Here is a 20,894-nt window from a genome sequence, read left to right as displayed (position 1 = left end):
GGGCGGACGGGACATCCACAGCACGCGCTATGCCGTTATCGGCCGCTGCACACGGATCGACTGGAGCAGCCCGACCGCGATCCAGACCGCGAACATGGACGTGCCTCCGTAGGAGACGAACGGCAGCGGCAGACCGGCCACCGGCATGATGCCGAGCGTCATCCCGATGTTCTCGAAGGACTGGAAGGCGAACCAGGCGATGATCCCCGCGGCGACGATCGTGCCGTAGAGCTCGGTCGTCTCGCGTGCGATGCGGCAGGCGCGCCACAGCACCACGCCGAGCAGCAGCAGGATAAGGCCGGCCCCCAGGAAGCCGAGTTCCTCGCCGGCGACCGTGAAGACGAAGTCCGTCTGCTGTTCGGGGACGAACTGGCCCGTCGTCTGGGAGCCCTTGAACAGGCCGGTGCCGGTCAGTCCGCCGGAGCCGATCGCGATCCGCGCCTGGTTGGTGTTGTAGCCGACACCTGCCGGGTCGAGCTCCGGGTTGGCGAACGCCGCGAAGCGGTTGATCTGGTACTCGTCGAGCAGTCCGAGGGCGGTGACCAGCACCGCGCCGATGACTCCGGCCCCGATCAGCCCGAGGATCCAGCGGTTGGAGGCGCCGGAGGCGAGGAGTACCCCGAGCACGATGACCGCCATCACCATCACCGAGCCGAGGTCCGGCATCAGCATGACGATGGCCATGGGCAGGACGGCGAGCCCCAGGGACTTGGCGACGGTCCGGTGGTCCGGATGGGCCAGGTCGCCCGCGTCCACCCGCGCGGCCAGCATCATCGCCATCCCCAGAATGATCGTGATCTTCACGAACTCCGAGGGCTGCAGGGAGAATCCGCCGCCGATCACGATCCAGGCGTGCGCGCCGTTGATGGTCGCGCCGAGCGGAGTGAGCACCATCAGCACGAGCACCACGGACAGGCCGTAGAGGACGGGGACCGCGCCGCGCAGGGTGCGGTGCCCCAGCCAGATCGTGCCGATCATCAGGGCGAACCCGATGCCGGTGTTGAGCACATGGCGGAACAGGAAGTAGTACGGGTCGCCCTGGTTGAGCGTCTCGCGGTTCCGGGTCGCCGACCACACCAGCAGCGAGCCCACGAAGGAGAGCGCGATCGCGGAGAACAGCAGCGGCCAGTCGAGCCGGCGCACCACGGAGTCGCGGGCGGACAGCTGGGACCACAGGCCGCCGCGCTTGGGCCCGTAGCCGGAGACGGAGAAGCCACTCGTGCCGGCCATGGCTCAGTCCCTCCGCGCGGGCGGGCCCGCGAGCTGCTGGTTCTCGTCCGGGGGCGGCTCTTCCGCCGGCTCGTACGGCTTGATCTCGGGGGCGTCGATGGAGCCGTCCGGCTGGATCTTCGGCAGGGACTTCGCCGGCGCGGGCAGCAGGGCCTTCTTCAGGTCCTGGCCGCCCTGCTCGTCGAGTCCGTACATCGCCTCGTAGATCTTGCGCACGGCGGGACCCGAGGCACCGGAGCCCGTACCACCCTGGGCGATCGTCATGATGATCGTGTAGTCCGGGGTGTACGAGACGAACCAGGAGGTCGTCTGCTTGCCGTAGACCTCCGCCGTACCCGTCTTGGCGTGCATCGGGATCTTGTCCTGCGGCCAGCCGCCGAAGCGCCAGGCGGCCGATCCGCGGGTGGTGACTCCCGCGAGGGCTTTGTCTATCTGGTCCCGCGTCCTGGCGTCCATCGGCAGCCTGCCGTGCGACTTCGGCTTGATCTCCTGGACGCTCCTGCCGTCCGCGCTGATGACGGCCTTGCCGATGGTGGGGTTGTAGAGCGTGCCGCCGTTGGCGATGGCGGCGTAGATCGTGGCCATCTGGATCGGGGTGACAAGGGTGTCGCCCTGGCCGATGGAGTAGTTGACGGAGTCACCGGCGCGCATCCGGTTGCCCTCGAGGCAGTTCTCGTACGCGATTCTCTCTACGTAGTCCCCGTTCTTCTTGCCCTGCTTGCACCAGCCGTCCTTGTTGGCCTCCCAGAAGTTCTGCTTCCACTGGCGGTCCGGGACGCGGCCCCTGACCTCGTTGGGGAGGTCGATGCCGGTCTCCTTGCCGAGGCCGAACTGGTGGGCGGTCTTGTAGAACCAGTCGTTGGTGCGCTTCTTGGGCTTGGTGCCGCCGTCCTTCTGCCACTCGCGGTGGGCGATGCCGTAGAAGACGGTGTCGCAGGAGACCTCCAGGGCCCTGCCGAGGTCGATGCTGCCGTAGCCCTTCGACTCGAAGTTCTTGAAGACCTGGCCGCCGACGGAGTACGAGCTGGGGCAGGGGTAGTCGCCGTCGAACGGGTAGCCGGCGTTGACCGCGGCGGTCGACGAGATCACCTTGAAGATCGAGCCGGGGGCCGCCTGGCCCTGGATCGCGCGGTTCAGTAGCGGATAGTTGGAGTCCTTGCCGGTGAGCTTGGCGTAGTCCTTGCCGGAGATGCCGCCGACCCAGGAGTTGGGGTCGTACGTCGGCTGGGAGGCCATCGAGATGATCCGGCCGGTCTTGTTCTCCATCACCACGACGGCACCGGCGTCGGCCTTGTAGTTCTCGTCGGTGTTCTTGTCGAAGTCCTTGCGGGCGGTCTTCATCGCCTCGTTGAGCTCGTACTCCGCGACGCCTTGGACGCGCGCGTCGATCGAGGTGACGAGGTTCGCGCCGGGCTGGGCCTCGTCCTTGGCGGCCTGGCCGATGACGCGGCCGAGGTTGTCGACCTCGTAGCGGGTGACTCCGGCCTTGCCGCGCAGTTCCTTGTCGTAGGTGCGCTCGATGCCCGAGCGGCCGACCTGGTCGGAGCGCAGGAACGGCGAGTCGGTGTCCTTGGCCTTGGTGATCTCCTCGTCCGTGACGGGCGAGAGATAGCCGAGGACCTGCGCGGTGTTGGTCTTGCCGGGCGCGGTGTAGCGGCGTACGGCAGTGGGCTCGGCGGTGATGCCGGGGAAGTCCTCGGCGCGCTCCCGGATCTGCAGGGCCTGCTGGGTGGTGGCCTCGTCGGTGACCGGGATGGGCTGGTACGGCGAGCCGTTCCAGCAGGGCTGCGGGGTCTTGGCGTCGCAGAGCCTGACCTTGTCCATGACGTCTTTCGGCTTCATGCCGAGGACGCCCGCGAGCCTGGTGAGGACGCCCTTGCCGTCGTCCTTCATCTTCAGCAGCTCGGTGCGGGACGCGGAGACGACGAGACGGGTCTCGTTGTCGGCGAGGGGGATGCCGCGGGCGTCGAGGATCGAGCCGCGCACGGCGGGCTGGACGACCTGCTGAACGTGGTTGCTCTTGGCCTCGTCGGTGTACTCCTGGCCGTTGCGGATCTGGAGGTACCACAGACGTCCGCCGAGGGTGAACAGGAGGGAGAAGACCAGTACCTGGATGACGACGAGCCGGATCTGGACCCGGGGGGTCCGCCCGGTCTCCGGAATATTGCTCACGCTGCTGCCCCCTCGATCACAGTCGCTTGACTCCCTTGATGCGTCCGGCCCGTGCCGCCCGGGTCCTGGCGGCCTTGCCGCGCAGTCCGCCGCGCTGGTTGCCGATGCGCAGCCCGGTGCCGGAGGGGCGCCAGCCGCTGGTGACGTCCCCGCCGCCGCTGTTCTGGCTCTCGGAGAGGGGATCGTTCTCGGCCCGTCTGGCGAGCGCCATGATCAGCGGCACGGTGAAGGGCGCAAGCAGCAGGTCGTAGACGGCGGCGGTGAACAGCAGGCTGCCCAGGCCCACATGGCGGGCCGCGGTGTCGCCGACGAGGGCGCCCACACTCGCGTACAGCAGCGTCGATCCGATGGCCGCGGCGACCACCACGACCATCGGTCCGGTGGCCGACCTGAGCTGGCCGTTGTCGGGCCGCACCAGGCCCGCGAGGTAGCCGATCACGCAGAGCACGAGGGCATAGCGTCCGGCGGCGTGGTCGGCGGGCGGGGCGAGGTCGGCGAGCAGTCCCGCGCCGAAGCCGATGAAGGCGCCGGCCATGTGCCCGTACACGAAGGCGAGTCCGAGGACGACGAGCAGCAGCAGGTCGGGGACGGCGCCGGGGAGCTGGAGGCGGGCGAGGACGGAGACCTGGATGACGAGGGCGACCACGACGAGCGTCGTGGAGAGCAGCATCCGGTTGAAACGCATGACGGATCAGCTCCTACCGCTGGTCGTTCTGGTCGGCCGCGTTGACGTCGCCCTGGGTCTCGTCGCCGGGTGACGGGGTGACCGTCACCGTGACCGTCGGCGTGGGCTTGGGGGCAGCCGGCTTGGGCGGCAGCACCGTGTCGCGCGGATCGGACCGGGGGGCCAGGACGACCACGCCGACGATGTCGAGCTTGGTGAAGCCGACGAACGGGCGGACGTAGATGTTCCGGGTGAGGTCGCCGCCGGAGGGGTCGACGCGGACGACCTCGCCGACCGGGACGCCGGGCACGAACGGCTTGTCGGCCTGCGAGCCGAAGGTGACGAGCCGGTCACCCTTCTTGACCTTGGCCTTTCCGTTGAGCAGCTGGACCAGCAGCGGCCGGTCGCCCTGGCCGGTGGCGAAGCCCAGTTCGTCGGTCTTCTCCATCCGGGTGCCGACCGTGAACTTCGGGTCGTTGGCGAGCAGTACGGTCGCGGTCTCGGGGCCGACCGTGGTGACCCGGCCGACGAGCCCGTCGCCGTTGAGTACGGTCATGTCGCGCTTGATGCCGTCGTTCGCGCCGACGTCGATGGTCACGGTCCAGGAGAAGCCCTGGGCCGCTCCTATGGCAATGACCTCGGCGCCCTTGATGCCGTACTGGCCCGCGCCGGCCTTCTTGAGCATGTTGTCGAGCTCATTGGCCCGACTGCGGTTACGGTCGTCGCTGCCGAGCCGCTGCTTGAGCGCGGCGTTCTCCTGCTCCAGTTCGCTGATGCGGTCATGACGCTTGCCGGAGTCACGTACGGCCCCGATCGCGTTGCCGATGGGGTCGATCGCTGTCGCGACGCCGTTCTCGACGGGTCCGAAGACCGTGGCGGCGGCCTGCCGGGCGCCGTCGACCGGTGAATCCTCGCCTCCGCGGATGTCCACCGTGATCAGAGCGAACGCGATGGCGATCAGCAGCACCAGGAGCAGCCGGCTCTCTCGTGTGTCCCTCACGTGCGACGGCCGTGCCTTCCTCGTAGGAATGTTGAGGTCTGTATATCAACGATCCGCTGTACGGGTTGGCAGGCACCCGTACGGGGTCCCCCCACGCCCACCAGGGGCGCAGGGGGAGGATCGTGCCGATCCCCGAGCTCCGCTAGCGGCGGGGCTGGGCGTCCAGTACCTGCTGGAGCGCCTCGAACTCCTCCACACACTTTCCGGACCCGAGGGCCACCGAGTCCAGTGGATCCTCGGCGATATGGATGGGCATGCCGGTCTCGCGGCGCAGCCGCTCGTCGAGGCCGCGCAGCAGGGCGCCACCGCCGGTGAGGACGATGCCGCGGTCCATGACGTCGCCGGAGAGCTCCGGCGGGCACTTGTCGAGCGTGGTCTTGACGGCGTCGACGATCGCGTTGACCGGTTCCTCGATCGCCTTGCGGACCTCGGCGGCCGAGATGACCACGGTCTTCGGCAGACCGGAGACGAGGTCACGGCCGCGGATCTCGGTGTGCTCGTCCTTGTCCATGTCGTACGCGGAACCGATGGTGATCTTGATGCTCTCGGCGGTCCGCTCACCGAGCAGGAGCGAGTACTCCTTCTTGATGTGCTGGATGATCGCGTTGTCCAGCTCGTCGCCGGCGACGCGGATGGACTGTGCTGTGACGATTCCGCCGAGCGAGATCACGGCGACTTCGGTGGTGCCGCCGCCGATGTCGACGACCATATTGCCGGTGGCTTCATGGACCGGGAGTCCGGAGCCGATGGCCGCGGCCATGGGCTCCTCGATGATGTGCACCTGGCGGGCGCCCGCCTGCGTCGACGCCTCGATGACCGCGCGGCGCTCGACGCCCGTGATGCCCGAGGGCACACAGACGACGACACGCGGGCGGGCGAGATACCGGCGCTTGTGGATCTTCAGGATGAAGTAGCGGAGCATCCGTTCGGTGATCTCGAAGTCGGCGATGACGCCGTCCTTCAGCGGCCGGACGGCAACGATGTTGCCCGGTGTCCGGCCGATCATCTTCTTCGCCTCGGCGCCGACCGCGAGAATGCCGCCCGTGTTGGTGTTGATGGCGACGACGGACGGCTCGTTGAGGACGATCCCCCGGCCCCTGACGTACACCAGCGTGTTGGCGGTCCCGAGGTCGACAGCCATGTCACGGCCGATGAACGACATGTTGTTCCCCATGAGGATGCGTCTGGCCTTCCCAAATCGAGCGTTGATGGCTTTTTAGGATGGCGAGGTGGGTGCTGTGGCGTGGAGGCTTCATCGTAGTGCCGCCTGCACGGACACCGCGCGGTGAGTCCACCTCTTAATAGGTGACGAGGTGTCGGAGCGATGCGTTCCCGCAAAGAGCTCATGTACACCGCGGGGCGACCGAAATTCCATCGGTCGCCCCAGGTGGAGAGCTCTGTATGGCTGACGGCCAATCAGGAAAGTCCGGGGAAGAAAATCTTGAGTTCCCGAATGGCGGACTCCTCGGAGTCCGAGGCGTGGATGAGGTTCTCCCGCACGATGGTGCCGAAGTCCCCGCGGATGGAGCCGGGCGCGGCAGCGATCGGGTCGGTCGGGCCGGCGAGCGCGCGCAGGCCCTCGATGACCCGCTCACCCTCGACGACGAGCGCGACGACCGGGCCGGAGGCCATGAACTCGACCAGCGGCTCGTAGAAAGGCTTGCCCTTGTGCTCGCCGTAGTGCTGCTCCAGGATCTCCTGATCGAGGGTGCGCAGCTCCAGCGCGCTGATGGTCCAGCCGGCCTTGGCTTCGATACGGCCGATGATCTCGCCGATCAGGCCGCGGCGTACGGCGTCGGGCTTGAGCAGGACGAGCGTGCGCTGGCTCACGGTGGGGGCTCCTTAAAAAACGGATGTGCGGAAGTCCGAGGCTACCGGTGCGTCTGCCGGGTCTGGGCCCCGGACCCTGCTCCCCGAACGGGGTCCGGGGCTGCCCCCGGTGGCGGGGCGGGGAAGAGCCTCGCACAGCCGCCCGCGCCTCCCTTTCACCCCGCCTGGGCCGCCCGCTTCGCCTTCGCCTCGTCGATCTTGCGGCCGTAGCGGATCGACGCCCACCACAGGCCCGCGAAGACCGCGCCCAGGAAGAACATCGTCGGCACCACGAAGCCGCTCGCGATCAGGCCGATCTGGAGCGCCCAGCCGAGCTGCACCCCGCCGGGGCGGCCGATCATCCCGCAGAGCAGCAGCGAGAGCAGCATCCCGATGCCGCTGACCGTCCAGACCGTCGCCACCGACAGGTCGTCGGACTTCATGGCCACGAGTCCGGCGAAACCGATCACGAAGAACTCGCCGATCAGGGTCGAAGCACAGAGCGTACGCATCGGATGTCAGCCCCTTCCCAGCAGCAGCCGGGCCTCGCCGACCGTGATCACGGAGCCGGTCACCAGCACACCCGCGCCCGCGAACTCCGACTCCTCCTCGGCGAGCGTGATCGCCGCCTCCAGCGCGTCGTCGAGGCGTGGCTCCACGACCACCCGATCGTCGCCGAAGACCTCGACCGCGACCGAAGCCAGCTCGTCCGCGTCCATCGCGCGATGACTGGAGTTCTGCGTGACGACGACCTCCGCGAAGATCGGCTCGAAGGCTTCGAGGAGCGCCTTCACATCCTTGTCGTCGCTCGCGCCGACCACGCCGATGAGGCGCGAGAAACCGAACGACTCGGTGATCCCGTCGGCGCACGCGCGGGCGCCCGCCGGATTGTGCGCGGCGTCCAGGACGACCGTCGGGCTGCGGCGTACGACCTCCAGGCGGCCCGGCGACGTCACTGCGGCGAACGCTTTGCGGACCGTGTCCAGATCCAGCGTGCGGGCGTGCTCGGAGCCGATGCCGAAGAACGCCTCGACCGTCGCGAGCGCCACCGCGGCATTGTGCGCCTGGTGCGCCCCGTACAGCGGGAGGAAGATCTCGCCGTACTCCCCGCCGAGTCCGCGCAGGGTCACCAGCTGGCCGCCGACGGCGATTTCCCGGGAGACAACGCCGAACTCCATGCCCTCACGGGCGACCGTGGCGTCGACCTCGACGGCCTTCTTCAGCATCACCTGCGCGGCGTCCACCGGCTGCTGCGCCAGGATGACCGTCGCGTCCTGCTTGACGATCCCCGCCTTCTCGACGGCGATCTCGGCGGGAGTGCTGCCGAGTCGGTCCGTGTGGTCCAGATCGATGGGCGTGACGACGGCGACCGACCCGTCGATGACGTTCGTCGCGTCCCAGCTGCCGCCCATGCCGACCTCGACGACCGCCACGTCCACGGGTGCGTCGGCGAAGGCGGCGTACGCCATGCCGGTGAGCACCTCGAAGAAGGACAGCCGGAACTCCTGGGCCGCGTCGACCATCTCGACGTACGGCTTGATGTCGTTGTACGTCTCGATGAAGCGCTCGGCCTCGATGGGGGCGCCGTCCAGGCTGATGCGCTCGGTGACCGACTGCACGTGCGGCGAGGTGTACCGCCCGGTGCGCAGGTCGAAGGCGGCGAGCAGGGCCTCGATCATGCGGGCCGTGGACGTCTTGCCGTTCGTCCCCGTGATGTGGATCGAGGGGTACGCACGCTGGGGCTCGCCCAGCACGTCCATCAGCGCCGAGATACGGGCGACGGAGGGCTCCAGCTTGGTCTCGCCCCAGCGCGTCGCCAGGTCTGCCTCGACCTCGCGCAGCGACTTGTCCACCTCCGGGTCTGCGGGCCGGGCGGGCACGTCGCCCTGCGGCGACGCGGCCTGCGCGCGCAGGGTACGGCTGCCGGCCTCGATCACCGCCAGATCGGGGTCACGGTCGGTCTCGGCGTCGACGATCTCGTCGAATGGGTCGGGCTGCTCACTCACGCGGTCCAGTCTACGGAGGAGCACTGACAGGATGTTCGCCCCGCCCCGTTCGGGGCTGTCGGCATCCGGACACACGAGAGGCCCCGGGTTTCCCCAGGGCCTCTCACATACCGCCTCACACCTACCGCGCATACCGCCTCACGCGTGAGGAGTCCGGCGTACCGTCTCCGGCGTACGGCTACGCCTGCGGCAGCCGGTCCAGCTGAGCAGTGATCCGCTCGATGTCCTCCTCGGCCTTCGCAAGCCGCGTACGGATCTTCTCGACCACGTTGTCCGGGGCCTTCGCGAGGAACGCCTCGTTGCCGAGCTTCGCCTGCGCCTGCGACTTCTCCTTCTCGGCCGCCGCCAGGTCCTTCGCAAGACGCTTGCGCTCCGCGACGACGTCGATCGTGCCGGACAGGTCGAGGGCGACCGTGGCCCCCGCGACCGGGAGGGTCGCCGTCGCGCTGAAGCCCTCGCCCTCCGGCTGCAGCCGCAGCAGCTGCCGGATAGCGGCCTCGTGCGGCGCCAGCGCGGTGCCGTCCAGGGTGAGCCTGGCCGGGACCTTCTGGCCCGGCTGGAGCCCCTGGTCGGAGCGGAACCGGCGGACCTCGGTGACGACCCGCTGCACCAGCTCGATCTCCCGCTCGGCGCCCTCGTCCCGGAAGCCGCTGTCGGCCGGCCAGTCGGCGATGACGACCGACTCCTTGCCGGTGAGCGTGGTCCACAGCGTCTCGGTGACGAAGGGGACGATGGGGTGCAGCAGGCGCAGGGTGACGTCGAGGACCTCGCCGAGGACGCGCGCCGAGACCTTCGCCGCCTCGCCGCCCGCGAAGTACGTCGTCTTCGACAGCTCGACGTACCAGTCGAAGACCTCGTCCCACGCGAAGTGGTAGAGGGAGTCGGAGAGTTTCGCGAACTGGTAGTCGTCGTAGTACGCGTCGACCTCCGCGACCACCGTGTTGAGGCGGGAGAGGATCCACCGGTCCGTGGCGGACATCTGCGCCGGGTCGGGCAGCTCTCCTTCCACGGTCGCGCCGTTCATCAGCGCGAAGCGGGTCGCGTTCCAGATCTTGTTGGCGAAGTTGCGGGACGCCTGGACCCAGTCCTCGCCGATCGGCACATCGGCCCCGGGGTTGGCGCCACGGGCCAGGGTGAAGCGGACGGCGTCCGAGCCGTACGCGTCCATCCAGTCCAGCGGGTCAACGGAGTTGGGGTTCGACTTGGACATCTTCTTGCCGTGCTCGTCACGGACGAGACCGGTCAGCGCGATGGTGTGGAAGGGGGCCTCGCCCTCCATCGCGTACAGACCAAACATCATCATCCGGGCGACCCAGAAGAAGATGATGTCGTGCCCGGTCAGCAGGACGTCGGTCGGATAGAACTTCTCCAGATCCGGCGTCTTCTCGGGCCACCCCAGCGTGGAGAACGGCCACAGACCGGACGAGAACCAGGTGTCCAGGACATCGCTGTCCTGCGTCCAGCCCTCACCCGTGGGCGGCTGCTCGTCGGGGCCGACACAGACGACCTCGCCGTTCGGGCCGTACCAGACGGGGATCCGGTGGCCCCACCACAGCTGGCGCGAGATGCACCAGTCGTGCATGTTGTCGACCCAGTCGAAGTAGCGCCTCGACATGTCCGCGGGGTGGATCTTGACCCGGCCGTCGCGGACCGCGTCACCGGCGGCCTGCGCGAGCGGCCCGACCTTGACCCACCACTGGAGCGACAGCCGCGGCTCGATGGTGGTCTTGCAGCGCGAGCAGTGCCCGACGGAGTGGACGTACGGACGCTTCTCGGCGACGATCCGGCCCTGCTGGCGCAGTGCCTCGACGATCGCGGAGCGAGCCTCGAACCGGTCGAGCCCCTGGAAGGGGCCGTGCGCCGTGATGACGGCGTGCTCGTCCATGACCGTCATGGATTCGAGACCGTGCCGCTGCCCGATGGCGAAGTCGTTCGGGTCGTGCGCGGGGGTCACCTTGACCGCGCCCGTGCCGAATTCGGGATCCACGTGCGTGTCGGCGACGACCGGGATCGTACGGTCGGTGAGCGGCAGCTTGATCCGCTTGCCGATGAGGTGCGCGTATCGCTCGTCGTCGGGGTGGACGGCGACGGCGGTGTCACCGAGCATCGTCTCAACGCGGGTGGTCGCGACGACGACGGTCTCGTCGCCCTCGCCGTACTTGATCGAGACCAACTCGCCGTTGTCGTCCTGGTAGTCCACCTCGATGTCCGAGATGGCCGTGAGACAGCGCGGACACCAGTTGATGATGCGCTCGGCGCGGTAGATGAGCTCGTCGTCGTAGAGCTTCTTGAAGATGGTCTGGACGGCCCTGGACAGCCCTTCGTCCATGGTGAACCGCTCACGGCTCCAGTCCACGCCATCGCCGAGGCGGCGCATCTGGCCGAGGATCTTGCCGCCGTACTCTTCCTTCCACTGCCAGACGCGCTCGACGAACTCTTCGCGCCCCAGGTCGTGGCGGGACTTGCCCTCCTCGGCGAGCTGCTGCTCGACCTTGTTCTGGGTGGCGATGCCGGCGTGGTCCATGCCGGGCAGCCACAGCGCCTCGTACCCCTGCATCCGCTTACGGCGGGTGAGGGCGTCCATGAGGGTGTGCTGGAAGGCATGCCCCAGGTGCAGGCTGCCGGTGACGTTCGGCGGCGGGATGACGATGGTGTACGGCGGCTTCTCACTCTTCGGATCCGCCGAGAAGTAACCGCGCTCTACCCAGCGCTCGTACAGCTTCCCCTCTACCTGGGCCGGCGCGTACTGGGTCGGCAGTTCGGGGTTGCTGGCTGGCTGCTGCTGAGTGTTCTCGGTCACGGGCACAGTTTAGAGGTGTCACAGGGCCGTACTGAAACGGGAATCTTCCGTAACGGTGTGACCCCCGCCGCCCCATGGCACCGGCGCTTGGGCCAGGATGTTCGAACTACATAAGTATCTGGAGGGGAACGCAGGAATGAGCTACAACCAGCCGGGCCCGTACGGCGGCCAGCCTCAGCAGCCCGGACCGTACGGTCAGCCGGGTCCCTACGGCCAGCAGCCGCCGCAGGCCCCGCAGCCCGGCTACGGATACCCGCAGCAGCCTCCTCAGGGCGTCCCCCCGCAGCAGCAGCCCGGCCAGTGGAACCAGCCCCAGCAGCCGGGCCCGTACGGCCAGCAGCCCCAGTACGGCCAGCCCTACGGCGGCGGCCAGGTCCCGCCCCCGCCGGCCGCGCCGAAGAAGAAGACGGGCCTGATCGTGGCGGCCTCGGTGGTGGCGCTCGCGGTGATCGGCGGGGGGGTGTACTTCCTGCTGGGCGGAGGCGGCGGGAACGGGGACGTCTCGGCAGACACAAAGGGCTACAAGATCACGCCTGCCGCGTCGGTCGACGACTACAAGAAGTCAGGTTCCGACAAGTCGGGAGCCCTGTCCGAAAAGGACAAGAAGCAGGCTGACGGCCTCGGCATCAAGAATCCGACGGAGGTGGGCGCAACGTACAAGTCCGGTTCAGCGGACGACCCGCTGAAGGGGAAGATGCTGCAGCTCAGCGGCCTGTGGGGGGAGATCTCCGATCCCGAGAAGGCCATCGACGGGTACTTCCGGGGTATTAAGGAGGGGGACAAGAGTGGCGATGACCTCAAGATCGAACTCCTCGGCAGCGCTGAGTCCGTGAAGCCCTCCGGTTTCAAGGGCGCTCTGATGAAGTGCCAGACGGCAAAGCTCACGGATTCGAGCAAGAAGCCTGGGGCGTCGAAGGGGCCCACGGAGGCCGAGTTCCCGGTGTGCGTCTGGGCCGACTACAGCACCATCGGCATGGTGCAGGCCTACGACATGTCGCTGGTCCTCACGGGCGGCAAGGGCATGCCGCAGGACAAGGTCGCCGAGCTGGCCGCCAAGCTCTACAGCACCTCGCGCACTAAGGTGTGATCCAACACAAAAGGGGAGCCCGGCCAGTTAACTGGCCGGGCTCCCCTTTCACGCACCTACAGCACTACACACACCCACGCAGTGCCCGACCTTCACAGCCACGGACTCACGCCCTCCGCGTACCGCACGAGCACGTACGAGTGGGCTGTTCTCAACTACGGACGGCACGCAGTTGCAGCGTGCCCTTGCCTCACGCCGGCGTTCGTGAGCCCCGCGATGCAGTACTGCAATTCCATCCCGAAACGCCCGGCATACGCGCAGGAGGCCTTCACCTTCGGGCCGATGACATAAAGCGGCTTACCCTTGGCGTCACGCTGAGCCTTCAAGTAGCTGATGCACGAGTCAGGGCCGTTAGCACTTGCCGGCGCAGCCGCCACCAACGGAATGACGCTCGCAGCTACAGCCACACACACCGCTGTGAACGCTCTCTGAGCTTTCGCCCTCATAGTTCGCTTCCTCCCGTTTTGGCCACGACAAGACGTGGCTCGGTCACAAACAACCGAATCATCGGATGATCGACTGATGCAACACAGTTGTACGATCCTGGCTTGATCCATGCGCATCCTGCTGCGGCCGGAGCATGAGTCACCGGCGCGTGGGGCGATACATCGGGTTTCAGGCACCCCGCGCAAGCCGACAGCGCAAAGCAGATAGGGCCCGGTCGTGCGACCGGGCCCTAATTATTCGCATGCATACCGCTATGCGGACTTCTCGTGACGCCCGTCGTTCTTCACGATCCGCGGCTCCCGCGGCACCAGCGTCGGGTTCACGTTGTTGTGCACCACATCGGCCGTGATGACCACCCGTGCGACGTCCTTGCGCGACGGGACCTCGTACATCACCGACATCAGGACCTCTTCCATGATGGCCCGCAGGCCCCGCGCGCCGGTGCCGCGCAGGATCGCCTGGTCGGCGATGGCCTCGAGCGCCGGGCGGTCGAAGTCCAGCTCCACGCCGTCCAGTTCGAACAGGCGCTGGTACTGCTTCACCAGCGCGTTGCGGGGCTCCACCAGGATCTGGAGCAGCGCCTCGCGGTCCAGGTTGTGGACCGAGGTCAGTACCGGGAGGCGGCCGATGAACTCCGGGATCATCCCGAACTTCACCAGGTCCTCCGGCATGACCTCCTGGAACTGGTCGCTCGCCTCGATCTCGCGCTTGGAGCGGATCGTCGCGCCGAAGCCGATGCCCTTCGCGCCCGCACGCGACTCGATGATCTTCTCCAGGCCGGCGAAGGCGCCGCCCACGATGAAGAGCACGTTCGTCGTGTCGATCTGGATGAACTCCTGGTGCGGGTGCTTGCGTCCGCCCTGCGGGGGCACGGAGGCCGTCGTGCCCTCCAGGATCTTCAGCAGGGCCTGCTGGACGCCCTCGCCCGACACATCACGGGTGATCGACGGGTTCTCGCTCTTGCGGGCGACCTTGTCGATCTCGTCGATGTAGATGATCCCGGTCTCGGCCTTCTTGACGTCGTAGTCGGCGGCCTGGATCAGCTTCAGCAGGATGTTCTCGACGTCCTCGCCGACATAGCCCGCCTCCGTCAGCGCCGTCGCATCGGCAATGGCGAACGGGACATTGAGCATCCGGGCCAGCGTCTGGGCAAGGAGCGTCTTGCCGGACCCGGTGGGACCGAGCAACAGGATGTTGGACTTGGCCAGTTCGATCGCGTCGTCCCGGCCCTGCGCGCCGCCATTCTCGCCGGCCTGGACGCGCTTGTAGTGGTTGTAGACCGCTACCGAGAGGGCCTTCTTCGCGGGCTCCTGCCCGACGACGTAACCCTCGAGGAACTCGTAGATCTCGCGCGGCTTGGGCAGTTCCTCCCACCGCACTTCGGAGGTCTCGGCGAGCTCCTCCTCGATGATCTCGTTGCAGAGGTCGATGCACTCGTCGCAGATGTACACACCGGGGCCTGCGATGAGCTTCTTCACCTGCTTCTGGCTCTTTCCGCAGAACGAGCACTTGAGCAGGTCGCCGCCATCACCAATGCGTGCCACGAGGTGCTTCCCCTTCGCCTGGGAGCAGCTTGGTTCAGCCGGCTCCTGGTGCCTCATATCCGACGGTACCTTGCCTGGCCCCCCGTTCGGGCCCCCCTTGGCGCGGTTCACATTGTCGTGCACCGCGCCAAGGGCGTCGGACCCGTCAGGCGGCCGCTGCTGCGGTGCTCTTACGGGTCGAGACGATCTGGTCGACGAGGCCGTACGCAAGCGCGTCCTCGGCGGTCAGGATCTTGTCGCGCTCGATGTCGTCGCGGATCTTCTCGATCGGCGTCGTGGAGTGCTTGGCCAGCATCTCCTCGAGCTGGGTGCGCATGCGCAGGATCTCGTTGGCCGCGATCTCCAGGTCGGAGAGCTGCTCCCGGCCGGTCTGCGAGGACGGCTGGTGGATCAGCACGCGGGCGTTCGGCAGGGCCATCCGCTTGCCGGGGGTGCCGGCGGCGAGCAGCACGGCCGCGGCAGAAGCCGCCTGGCCCATGCAGACCGTCTGGATGTCCGGCTTCACGAACTGCATCGTGTCGTAGATGGCCGTCAGGGCCGTGAACGAGCCGCCGGGGCTGTTGATGTAGATGGAGATGTCGCGGTCCGGGTCCATCGACTCCAGGCACAGCAGCTGCGCCATGACGTCGTTGGCGGAGGCGTCGTCGATCTGCACGCCGAGGAAGATCACGCGCTCCTCGAAGAGCTTCGCGTACGGGTCGTACTCACGCACGCCCTGCGAGGTGCGCTCGACGAAGCGCGGGACGACGTAGCGGTTGTCCACCTGCGGGCCGGTGTAGAGGCCGCTCGCGGAGAAGTTACTCATATGGGTGTTCACCATCCTGGTGGCGTTCAGCGGGCGGGGGCTGGGGGCAGGTCGGCTCAGGCGCCGGTGCCGCCGCCGCCCGGAACGCCCGATGCGGCGGAGATGATCTCGTCGATGAGGCCGTAGTCCTTGGCTTCTTCCGCGGTGTACCAGCGGTCGCGGTCACCGTCGCGGATGATCGTCTCGACGGTCTGGCCGGAGTGCCGGGCGGTGATCTCCGCCATGCGCGTCTTCGTACGGAGCAGGTACTCGGCCTGGATCTTGATGTCCGAGGCAGTGCCGCCGATTCCGGCCGAACCCTGGTGCATCAGAATGTCGGTGTTGGGGAGCGCGAAGCGCTTGCCCGCGGTGCCGCCGGTCAGCAGGAACTGGCCCATCGAGGCCGCCATTCCCATACCGATCGTGACGACGTCGTTCGGGATGTACTGCATGGTGTCGTAGATCGCCATGCCGGCCGTCACCGAGCCGCCGGGGCTGTTGATGTAGAGGTAGATGTCCTTTTCCGGGTCGGCAGCCAGGAGGAGCATCTGCGCCGTGATCTTGTTGGCGATCTCGTCGTCGACCTGCTGGCCGAGGAAGATGATCCGCTCGCCGAGCAGCCGGTTGTAGACATGGTCGCCGAGGCCACCACCGATGGACGGCTCACCCGCGGCGTTAGGCATCAGATTCGTCACGTATCCACCTGCTCGTCTCTGACGGCTTCGGCCGTCTCAGCGTCTTTGTACTGGGGGCGGGGACTCCCCTGCCCTCGTATTCATGGACCCTAACGCGCAGGTCGGACAACGCCATCCCGCTTCCCGAACTGTTCGCTCGGAGCGCAAGGTAACCGGGGGCTCACGAGGTGCCCCGGCGGTACGGACCGGGCCCCGGGCGCGCGCAGCGTCCGGGGCCCGGTGTACGGGTCAGCGCGAGGCTCAGGCCTCGTTCTTCTCCTCGGACGCCTCGGGGGCGTCCTCGCCCTCGACGACGGCCTCGACCGTCTCGGCGGCGGCCTCGGTCTCGTCCTCGTCGTCCTCCAGGTCGACGACCTCACCGTTGGTGTCGACGACCTTCGAGGCCTCGACGACCACGGCCAGCGCCTTGCCGCGGGCGACCTCGCCGACGAGCATCGGCACCTGGCCGCCCTCGACGACGGCCTGCGCGAACTGGTCGGGGCTCATGCCGGAGGAGGCAGCGCGCCGCATGAGGTGCTCGGTGAGCTCCTCCTGGTTGACGTTCAGCTTCTCCTTGTTGACGAGCTCATCCAGGATGAACTGCGTCTTGATGCCCTTCTCGGCCTGCTCCTTGGTCTCGGCGATGAACTCTTCCTCGGTCTTGCCCTGGATCTCCAGGTACTTGCCGAGGTCGAGGCCCATCTGGCCGAGCTGGTGGTGCTCCAGGTTGTGCTTGCGGGTGTTGATCTCGTCCTCGAGGAGCTTCTCGGGGATCGGGACCTCCGCCAGCTTCAGCAGCTCGTCGAGGACGCGCTCCTGGGCCTGGGTGGCCTGGTCGTACTGCTTCATGTTCTCGAGGCGCTTGCGGCTGTCCGCCTTGAGCTCCTCGAGGGTGTCGAACTCGCTCGCCAGCTGCGCGAAGTCGTCGTCGAGCTCGGGGAGCTCACGGGCGGCGACGGCGGTGACCTTGACGGTGACCTCGGCGTCCTTGCCCTCGGCGGAGCCGCCCTTGAGCTGCGAGGTGAAGGTGGCCTCGCCGCCGGCCTCCAGGCCGGTGACGGCCTCGTCGATGCCGTCGAGCAGTTCGCCGGAGCCGATCGTGTACTGGACGCCGGACGCGACGCCGTCCTCCAGGACCTCGCCGTCGATCTTGGCCTCGAGGTCGATCGTCACGACGTCGCCCTCGGCGGCCGCGCGCTCGACCGGGTTGGTGGAGGCGAAGCGCTCGCGCAGCTGCTCCACCGACTTGTCGACGTCCTCGTCGGTGACCTCGACGGCGTCGACGGTGACCTCGATACCGGAGTAGTCCGGGATCTCGATGGCCGGGCGGATGTCGACCTCGGCGGTGAAGGCGAGCAGCTCGCCGTCCTTCAGCTCGGTGATGTCGACCTCGGGCTGACCCAGCGGGTTGACCTCGGCGTCGTTGACCGCCTCGGTGTAGAACTTCGGAAGGGCGTCGTTGACGGCCTCCTCCAGCACCGCACCACGGCCGAACCGCTGGTCGATCACTCGGGCCGGGATCTTGCCCTTACGGAAGCCCTTGACCGTGACCTGCTGGTTGATCTTCTTGTACGCCGCGTCGAGGCTGTCCTTGAGCTCCTCGAAGGGCACCTCGACAGTGAGCCGAACCCGGGTCGGGTTCAGGGTCTCCACGGCGCTCTTCACGGTTCGGTCTCCTTGGTGGCTGATTCTGGGGTTCTGCTGCATCCGCCGCACACGAGGCGGCTCAGCGGATCTGCCCGGCTCTTCGTGAGAATCTTCAGACACACGGGCACGCAGCTTGCATAGTAGCCGCAAGCAGGATGACGCCCACAATGTGATCTTGAAGAGCGATCGTGATGATGGTCGGGGTGGCCGGATTCGAACCGACGACCTTCCGCTCCCAAAGCGGACGCGCTACCAAGCTGCGCCACACCCCGTCGGTGCGACACGTAGGGTACATGCCCGCAGGCAGTGCGGCTGCCGCATTCTCGCAGGACGTCCCCGGAGGGATCGCGGAACGCTCCCCGACGGGACGGTGGCGCGGAATGGGGTGTGCGGCGGCGTCCCCGGACCCGCTACGATGCTCTTCGTAACCGCGGCCCTCGTGACCTGCGGTGCGATGTCTGCGGGCGTAGCTCAATGGTAGAGCACTAGTCTTCCAAACTAGCTACGCGGGTTCGATTCCCGTCGCCCGCTCTTTCAGGCCCCAGGCCCGGCTCGGCAGTTGATCGCCCGAGCCGGGCCTGAGGCTTTTCGCAGCCGGCCGATGCGTCCCGGATCGCAGCTCGGATCGCCGCTCAGGTCGTTATTCGGATCGCCGTTCGGATCGCAGGTCAGAAGTTGATCTGGTTGATCGTGTCGGCTATCGAGTTGAGGAATCTGTTGATCGACGGTGCCATGCCCGTCGAGGCGAGGAAGAAGCCGAACAGCACCGCGACGATCGCGGGTCCGGCCTTGATGGAGCCGCCGCGGATCAGCACCACGAGGATGATCGCCAACAGCAGCACCACAGACAGTGAAATGGCCACAACTGATCACACCCTCGGTCGGTCCACCTTGCCCGCCCGGGGGTATACGGCCCAGCACACCCCCGTCTTGACCATCGTGCCACCAACACGCCCATGCATGCCTGCCCCTGACGAATCATCGACGACGGGTTCGCGCCAACCGGGCGCGCGTGTGCGCCGGTCGGCGAAGGGCGGTTCGGCCGCCGGGGTGAAATACGGGAGGAAATTCGACCTGATCGTTTCCATGCCCGCACACCTCGGTCACGAGAAATTCGAAGGCAAGTGGTGAGGAAATTCACGCGGTCACAAGGTCGTGGCGGTATGCGCCATTTAAGGTGGATTAATTAGGGCATAGCGGTCGGTTGGTGGCAGTTTCGGGTTCGAATGGGAGACATGCGGAGAGGGTTTTACGAAATCGAATCGGCGAGGCTAAGGTGCCTCGAATGTTTCACGCTCCGCATGGATATCGCAGGGGCCCGCTCCCCCAGGCCCGGGAGTCGGAGCCCGTCCCTACAACCCTGAAGGCGGCTGGATCCGCCACCCTCGCCCCCGCCGAGAAACCCGTACCGAAGCCCGCCGAGAAGTCCACCAGGCGAGACGCCTACTTCGACAACGCGAAGTATCTGGCCATCGTGCTGGTGGCGGTCGCGCACGCGTGGGAGCCGGTGATGGAGGGCAGTCGCGCCTCCCGGGCGCTCTACGTGCTCGTCTACACCTTCCACATGCCGGCCTTCATCCTCATCTCCGGCTACTTCTCCCGGAGTTACACCGGTCGGCCCGACCAGCTCAGACGGCTGCTGACCGGGATCGCCCTGCCGTATGTCGTCTTCGAGGTGATCTACTCCCTCTTCAGACGGTATGCGCAACACGCGCCCGAGCAGCCGATCAGTCTGCTCGACCCCTTCTATCTGACCTGGTTCCTGGTCGCGCTGTTCATCTGGCGGCTGACGACCCCGCTGTGGCGGCTGATCCGGTGGCCGCTGCCGGTGGCGCTCACGCTGGCCTCGCTCGCCGCGCTGACGCCGAACATCGGGGCCGACCTGAATCTTCAGCGTGTTCTGCAGTTCCTGCCGTTCTTCGTGCTGGGGCTGCGTCTGAAGCCCGAGCACTTCCAGCTGGTGCGGCGCCGTGAGGTACGGCTGCTGTCCCTGCCGCTCTTCGCCGTCGCGGGCCTCTTCGCGTACTGGGCCGCGCCCCGGATGACTCTGGGCTGGCTGTACCGCTCCAGCAGCGCGCAGGAGCTGGGTGTGCCGTGGTGGTCGGGGGTCGTGATGACGCTGGCGTTCTTCGCGTGCGCGGTGCTGCTCTCGGCCGGGTTCCTGGCGTGGGTGCCGCGGCGCAGGATGTGGTGCACGGTGCTGGGCGCGGGCACGATCTGCGGCTATCTGCTGCACGGTCTGCTGATCAAGGCCGCGGACTACGGGCATGTCTTCGAGAACAACGCCTGGCTGAGCACCCCGGGCGGCGAGATCGTGGTGACGCTGGTCGCGGCGGCCGCGGTGACGCTGCTGTGCACGCCCCCGGTGCGGCGGGCGTTGCGGTGGGTGACGGAGCCGGAGATGGCGTGGGCGTTCCGGCGGGACGCGACGGAGCTCGCGCCGCGGGGCTGACGCGATCGGGCCGCCTCGGTCGGCCGCCCGCGGTCGGCCGCGCACGGCTCAGGGCTGTGCGTCCGCCCGGTCGGCCGCGCACGGCTCAGGGCTGCGCGTCCGGCGCCGACAGGCCCAGCAGGGCGCGCACCCTCGCGTACTTCGCCGTCAGCCGGGTCCGCGTCGCCTCGTCCAGTACGGCGAGCCGTGCCGGGTCGGCGTTGTGCGCGAGGTCGGCCTCCTTGACGAGGCGGGCACCGGGCGTGGCCAGGATGCGCCCGGTGTACTCCTCCAGTTCCTCGCCCTTGCGCTTGGTCAGGGCGAGGACCATGTCCTTGACCGGCTGCGGCAGGGCGGCCGCGTCCAGCCAATCCCTGGAGAGCGCGTCGTCCTCCACGGAGTCGTGCAGCCACCCGGCGGCGATCTGCTCGTCGCTGCCGCCCCGGGCGCGTACGCCCTCGGCGACGGCGGCGAGATGTTCTGCGTACGGGCGGCCCGCCTTGTCCTTCTGACCGGCGTGGGCCGCACGGGCAATCGCCTCGACCTGGGCGAGGGTCAGTTGTGGCATGGCCCGACTGTACGGCCCAGTGGTCCGGCCC

Annotated in this window: 17 protein-coding genes and 2 tRNA genes; 3 read left to right on the top strand and 16 right to left on the bottom strand. The window is 67.7% G+C overall.

The annotated features are described in order from the left end of the window. Positions 1-27: 27 nt before the first annotated feature. The 9 genes from rodA to OG729_RS26105 all read right to left on the bottom strand — a co-directional run bounded on the left by rodA (position 28) and on the right by OG729_RS26105 (position 11,681). Complete coding sequence (gene rodA / locus OG729_RS26145; protein ID WP_405808297.1) at positions 28-1,230, bottom strand: rod shape-determining protein RodA; 1,203 nt, start codon at positions 1,228-1,230, stop codon at positions 28-30. Positions 1,231-1,233: 3 nt separating this feature from the next. Next, positions 1,234-3,402: a penicillin-binding protein 2 gene (gene mrdA / locus OG729_RS26140; RefSeq protein ID WP_360880951.1), complete on the bottom strand. Its 2,169-nt coding sequence runs from the start codon at positions 3,400-3,402 to the stop codon at positions 1,234-1,236. A gap of 16 nt (positions 3,403-3,418) precedes the next feature. After that, positions 3,419-4,087, bottom strand: a complete 669-nt coding sequence (gene mreD / locus OG729_RS26135) for a rod shape-determining protein MreD (RefSeq protein WP_405808296.1) — start codon at positions 4,085-4,087, stop codon at positions 3,419-3,421. A 13-nt stretch (positions 4,088-4,100) separates the two neighbouring features. Next, entirely contained in the window at positions 4,101-5,066 is a 966-nt protein-coding gene (mreC, locus tag OG729_RS26130; protein WP_360880947.1) for a rod shape-determining protein MreC, read from the bottom strand. Between the two features lie 142 nt (positions 5,067-5,208). Next, complete coding sequence (locus tag OG729_RS26125; RefSeq protein ID WP_020610253.1) at positions 5,209-6,228, bottom strand: rod shape-determining protein; 1,020 nt, start codon at positions 6,226-6,228, stop codon at positions 5,209-5,211. A 254-nt stretch (positions 6,229-6,482) separates the two neighbouring features. After that, positions 6,483-6,896, bottom strand: coding sequence for a nucleoside-diphosphate kinase (ndk, locus tag OG729_RS26120; RefSeq protein ID WP_360880945.1), 414 nt, complete (start codon positions 6,894-6,896; stop codon positions 6,483-6,485). Between the two features lie 155 nt (positions 6,897-7,051). Continuing rightward, positions 7,052-7,387 carry a DUF4233 domain-containing protein gene (locus tag OG729_RS26115; protein WP_405808295.1) on the bottom strand — a complete coding sequence of 112 codons (336 nt, stop codon included), beginning with the start codon at positions 7,385-7,387 and terminating at the stop codon, positions 7,052-7,054. Between the two features lie 6 nt (positions 7,388-7,393). Beyond that, positions 7,394-8,881: a bifunctional folylpolyglutamate synthase/dihydrofolate synthase gene (locus OG729_RS26110; protein WP_405808294.1), complete on the bottom strand. Its 1,488-nt coding sequence runs from the start codon at positions 8,879-8,881 to the stop codon at positions 7,394-7,396. A 178-nt stretch (positions 8,882-9,059) separates the two neighbouring features. Further along, entirely contained in the window at positions 9,060-11,681 is a 2,622-nt protein-coding gene (locus OG729_RS26105; RefSeq protein WP_405808293.1) for a valine--tRNA ligase, read from the bottom strand. Positions 11,682-11,817: 136 nt separating this feature from the next. Here OG729_RS26105 and OG729_RS26100 point away from each other — a divergent pair, with 136 nt between their 5' ends. Continuing rightward, positions 11,818-12,768: a hypothetical protein gene (locus tag OG729_RS26100; protein ID WP_405808292.1), complete on the top strand. Its 951-nt coding sequence runs from the start codon at positions 11,818-11,820 to the stop codon at positions 12,766-12,768. 698 nt (positions 12,769-13,466) lie between these two features. Here OG729_RS26100 and clpX read toward each other — a convergent pair. The 5 genes from clpX to OG729_RS26075 form a co-directional block, all read right to left on the bottom strand. Beyond that, positions 13,467-14,759, bottom strand: coding sequence for an ATP-dependent Clp protease ATP-binding subunit ClpX (gene clpX, locus OG729_RS26095; RefSeq protein ID WP_360880935.1), 1,293 nt, complete (start codon positions 14,757-14,759; stop codon positions 13,467-13,469). 145 nt (positions 14,760-14,904) lie between these two features. Continuing rightward, on the bottom strand, positions 14,905-15,579 hold the full coding sequence (locus OG729_RS26090) for an ATP-dependent Clp protease proteolytic subunit (RefSeq protein WP_360880933.1): 675 nt from the start codon (positions 15,577-15,579) through the stop codon (positions 14,905-14,907). A 41-nt stretch (positions 15,580-15,620) separates the two neighbouring features. Beyond that, complete coding sequence (locus OG729_RS26085) at positions 15,621-16,226, bottom strand: ATP-dependent Clp protease proteolytic subunit (protein WP_360881024.1); 606 nt, start codon at positions 16,224-16,226, stop codon at positions 15,621-15,623. Between the two features lie 252 nt (positions 16,227-16,478). Beyond that, positions 16,479-17,882 (bottom strand): trigger factor, encoded by a 1,404-nt coding sequence (tig, locus tag OG729_RS26080; RefSeq protein ID WP_360880931.1) that lies wholly within the window; start codon positions 17,880-17,882, stop codon positions 16,479-16,481. A 177-nt stretch (positions 17,883-18,059) separates the two neighbouring features. Further along, positions 18,060-18,136, bottom strand: a tRNA-Pro gene (locus OG729_RS26075). A gap of 188 nt (positions 18,137-18,324) precedes the next feature. Here OG729_RS26075 and OG729_RS26070 point away from each other — a divergent pair. Next, positions 18,325-18,395: transfer RNA gene (locus OG729_RS26070), tRNA-Gly, on the top strand. A 137-nt stretch (positions 18,396-18,532) separates the two neighbouring features. Here the strand turns inward: OG729_RS26070 and OG729_RS26065 are convergent. Further along, on the bottom strand, positions 18,533-18,727 hold the full coding sequence (locus OG729_RS26065; protein ID WP_313946321.1) for a hypothetical protein: 195 nt from the start codon (positions 18,725-18,727) through the stop codon (positions 18,533-18,535). Positions 18,728-19,149: 422 nt separating this feature from the next. Between OG729_RS26065 and OG729_RS26060 the strand changes: the two genes are divergently transcribed. After that, entirely contained in the window at positions 19,150-20,316 is a 1,167-nt protein-coding gene (locus OG729_RS26060) for an acyltransferase family protein (protein WP_405808291.1), read from the top strand. Between the two features lie 85 nt (positions 20,317-20,401). On the opposite strand, the gene OG729_RS26055 is transcribed toward OG729_RS26060, so the two are convergent. Next, complete coding sequence (locus OG729_RS26055) at positions 20,402-20,863, bottom strand: HD domain-containing protein (RefSeq protein ID WP_405808290.1); 462 nt, start codon at positions 20,861-20,863, stop codon at positions 20,402-20,404. Positions 20,864-20,894 lie beyond the last annotated feature (31 nt).

Origin of the sequence: Streptomyces sp. NBC_00210 (assembly GCF_045160975.1) — a bacterium.
Taxonomy (GTDB): Bacteria; Actinomycetota; Actinomycetes; order Streptomycetales; family Streptomycetaceae; genus Streptomyces.
Note: the sequence above shows the minus strand (reverse complement) of the source record. Positions and strands in the feature narration are given on the sequence as shown.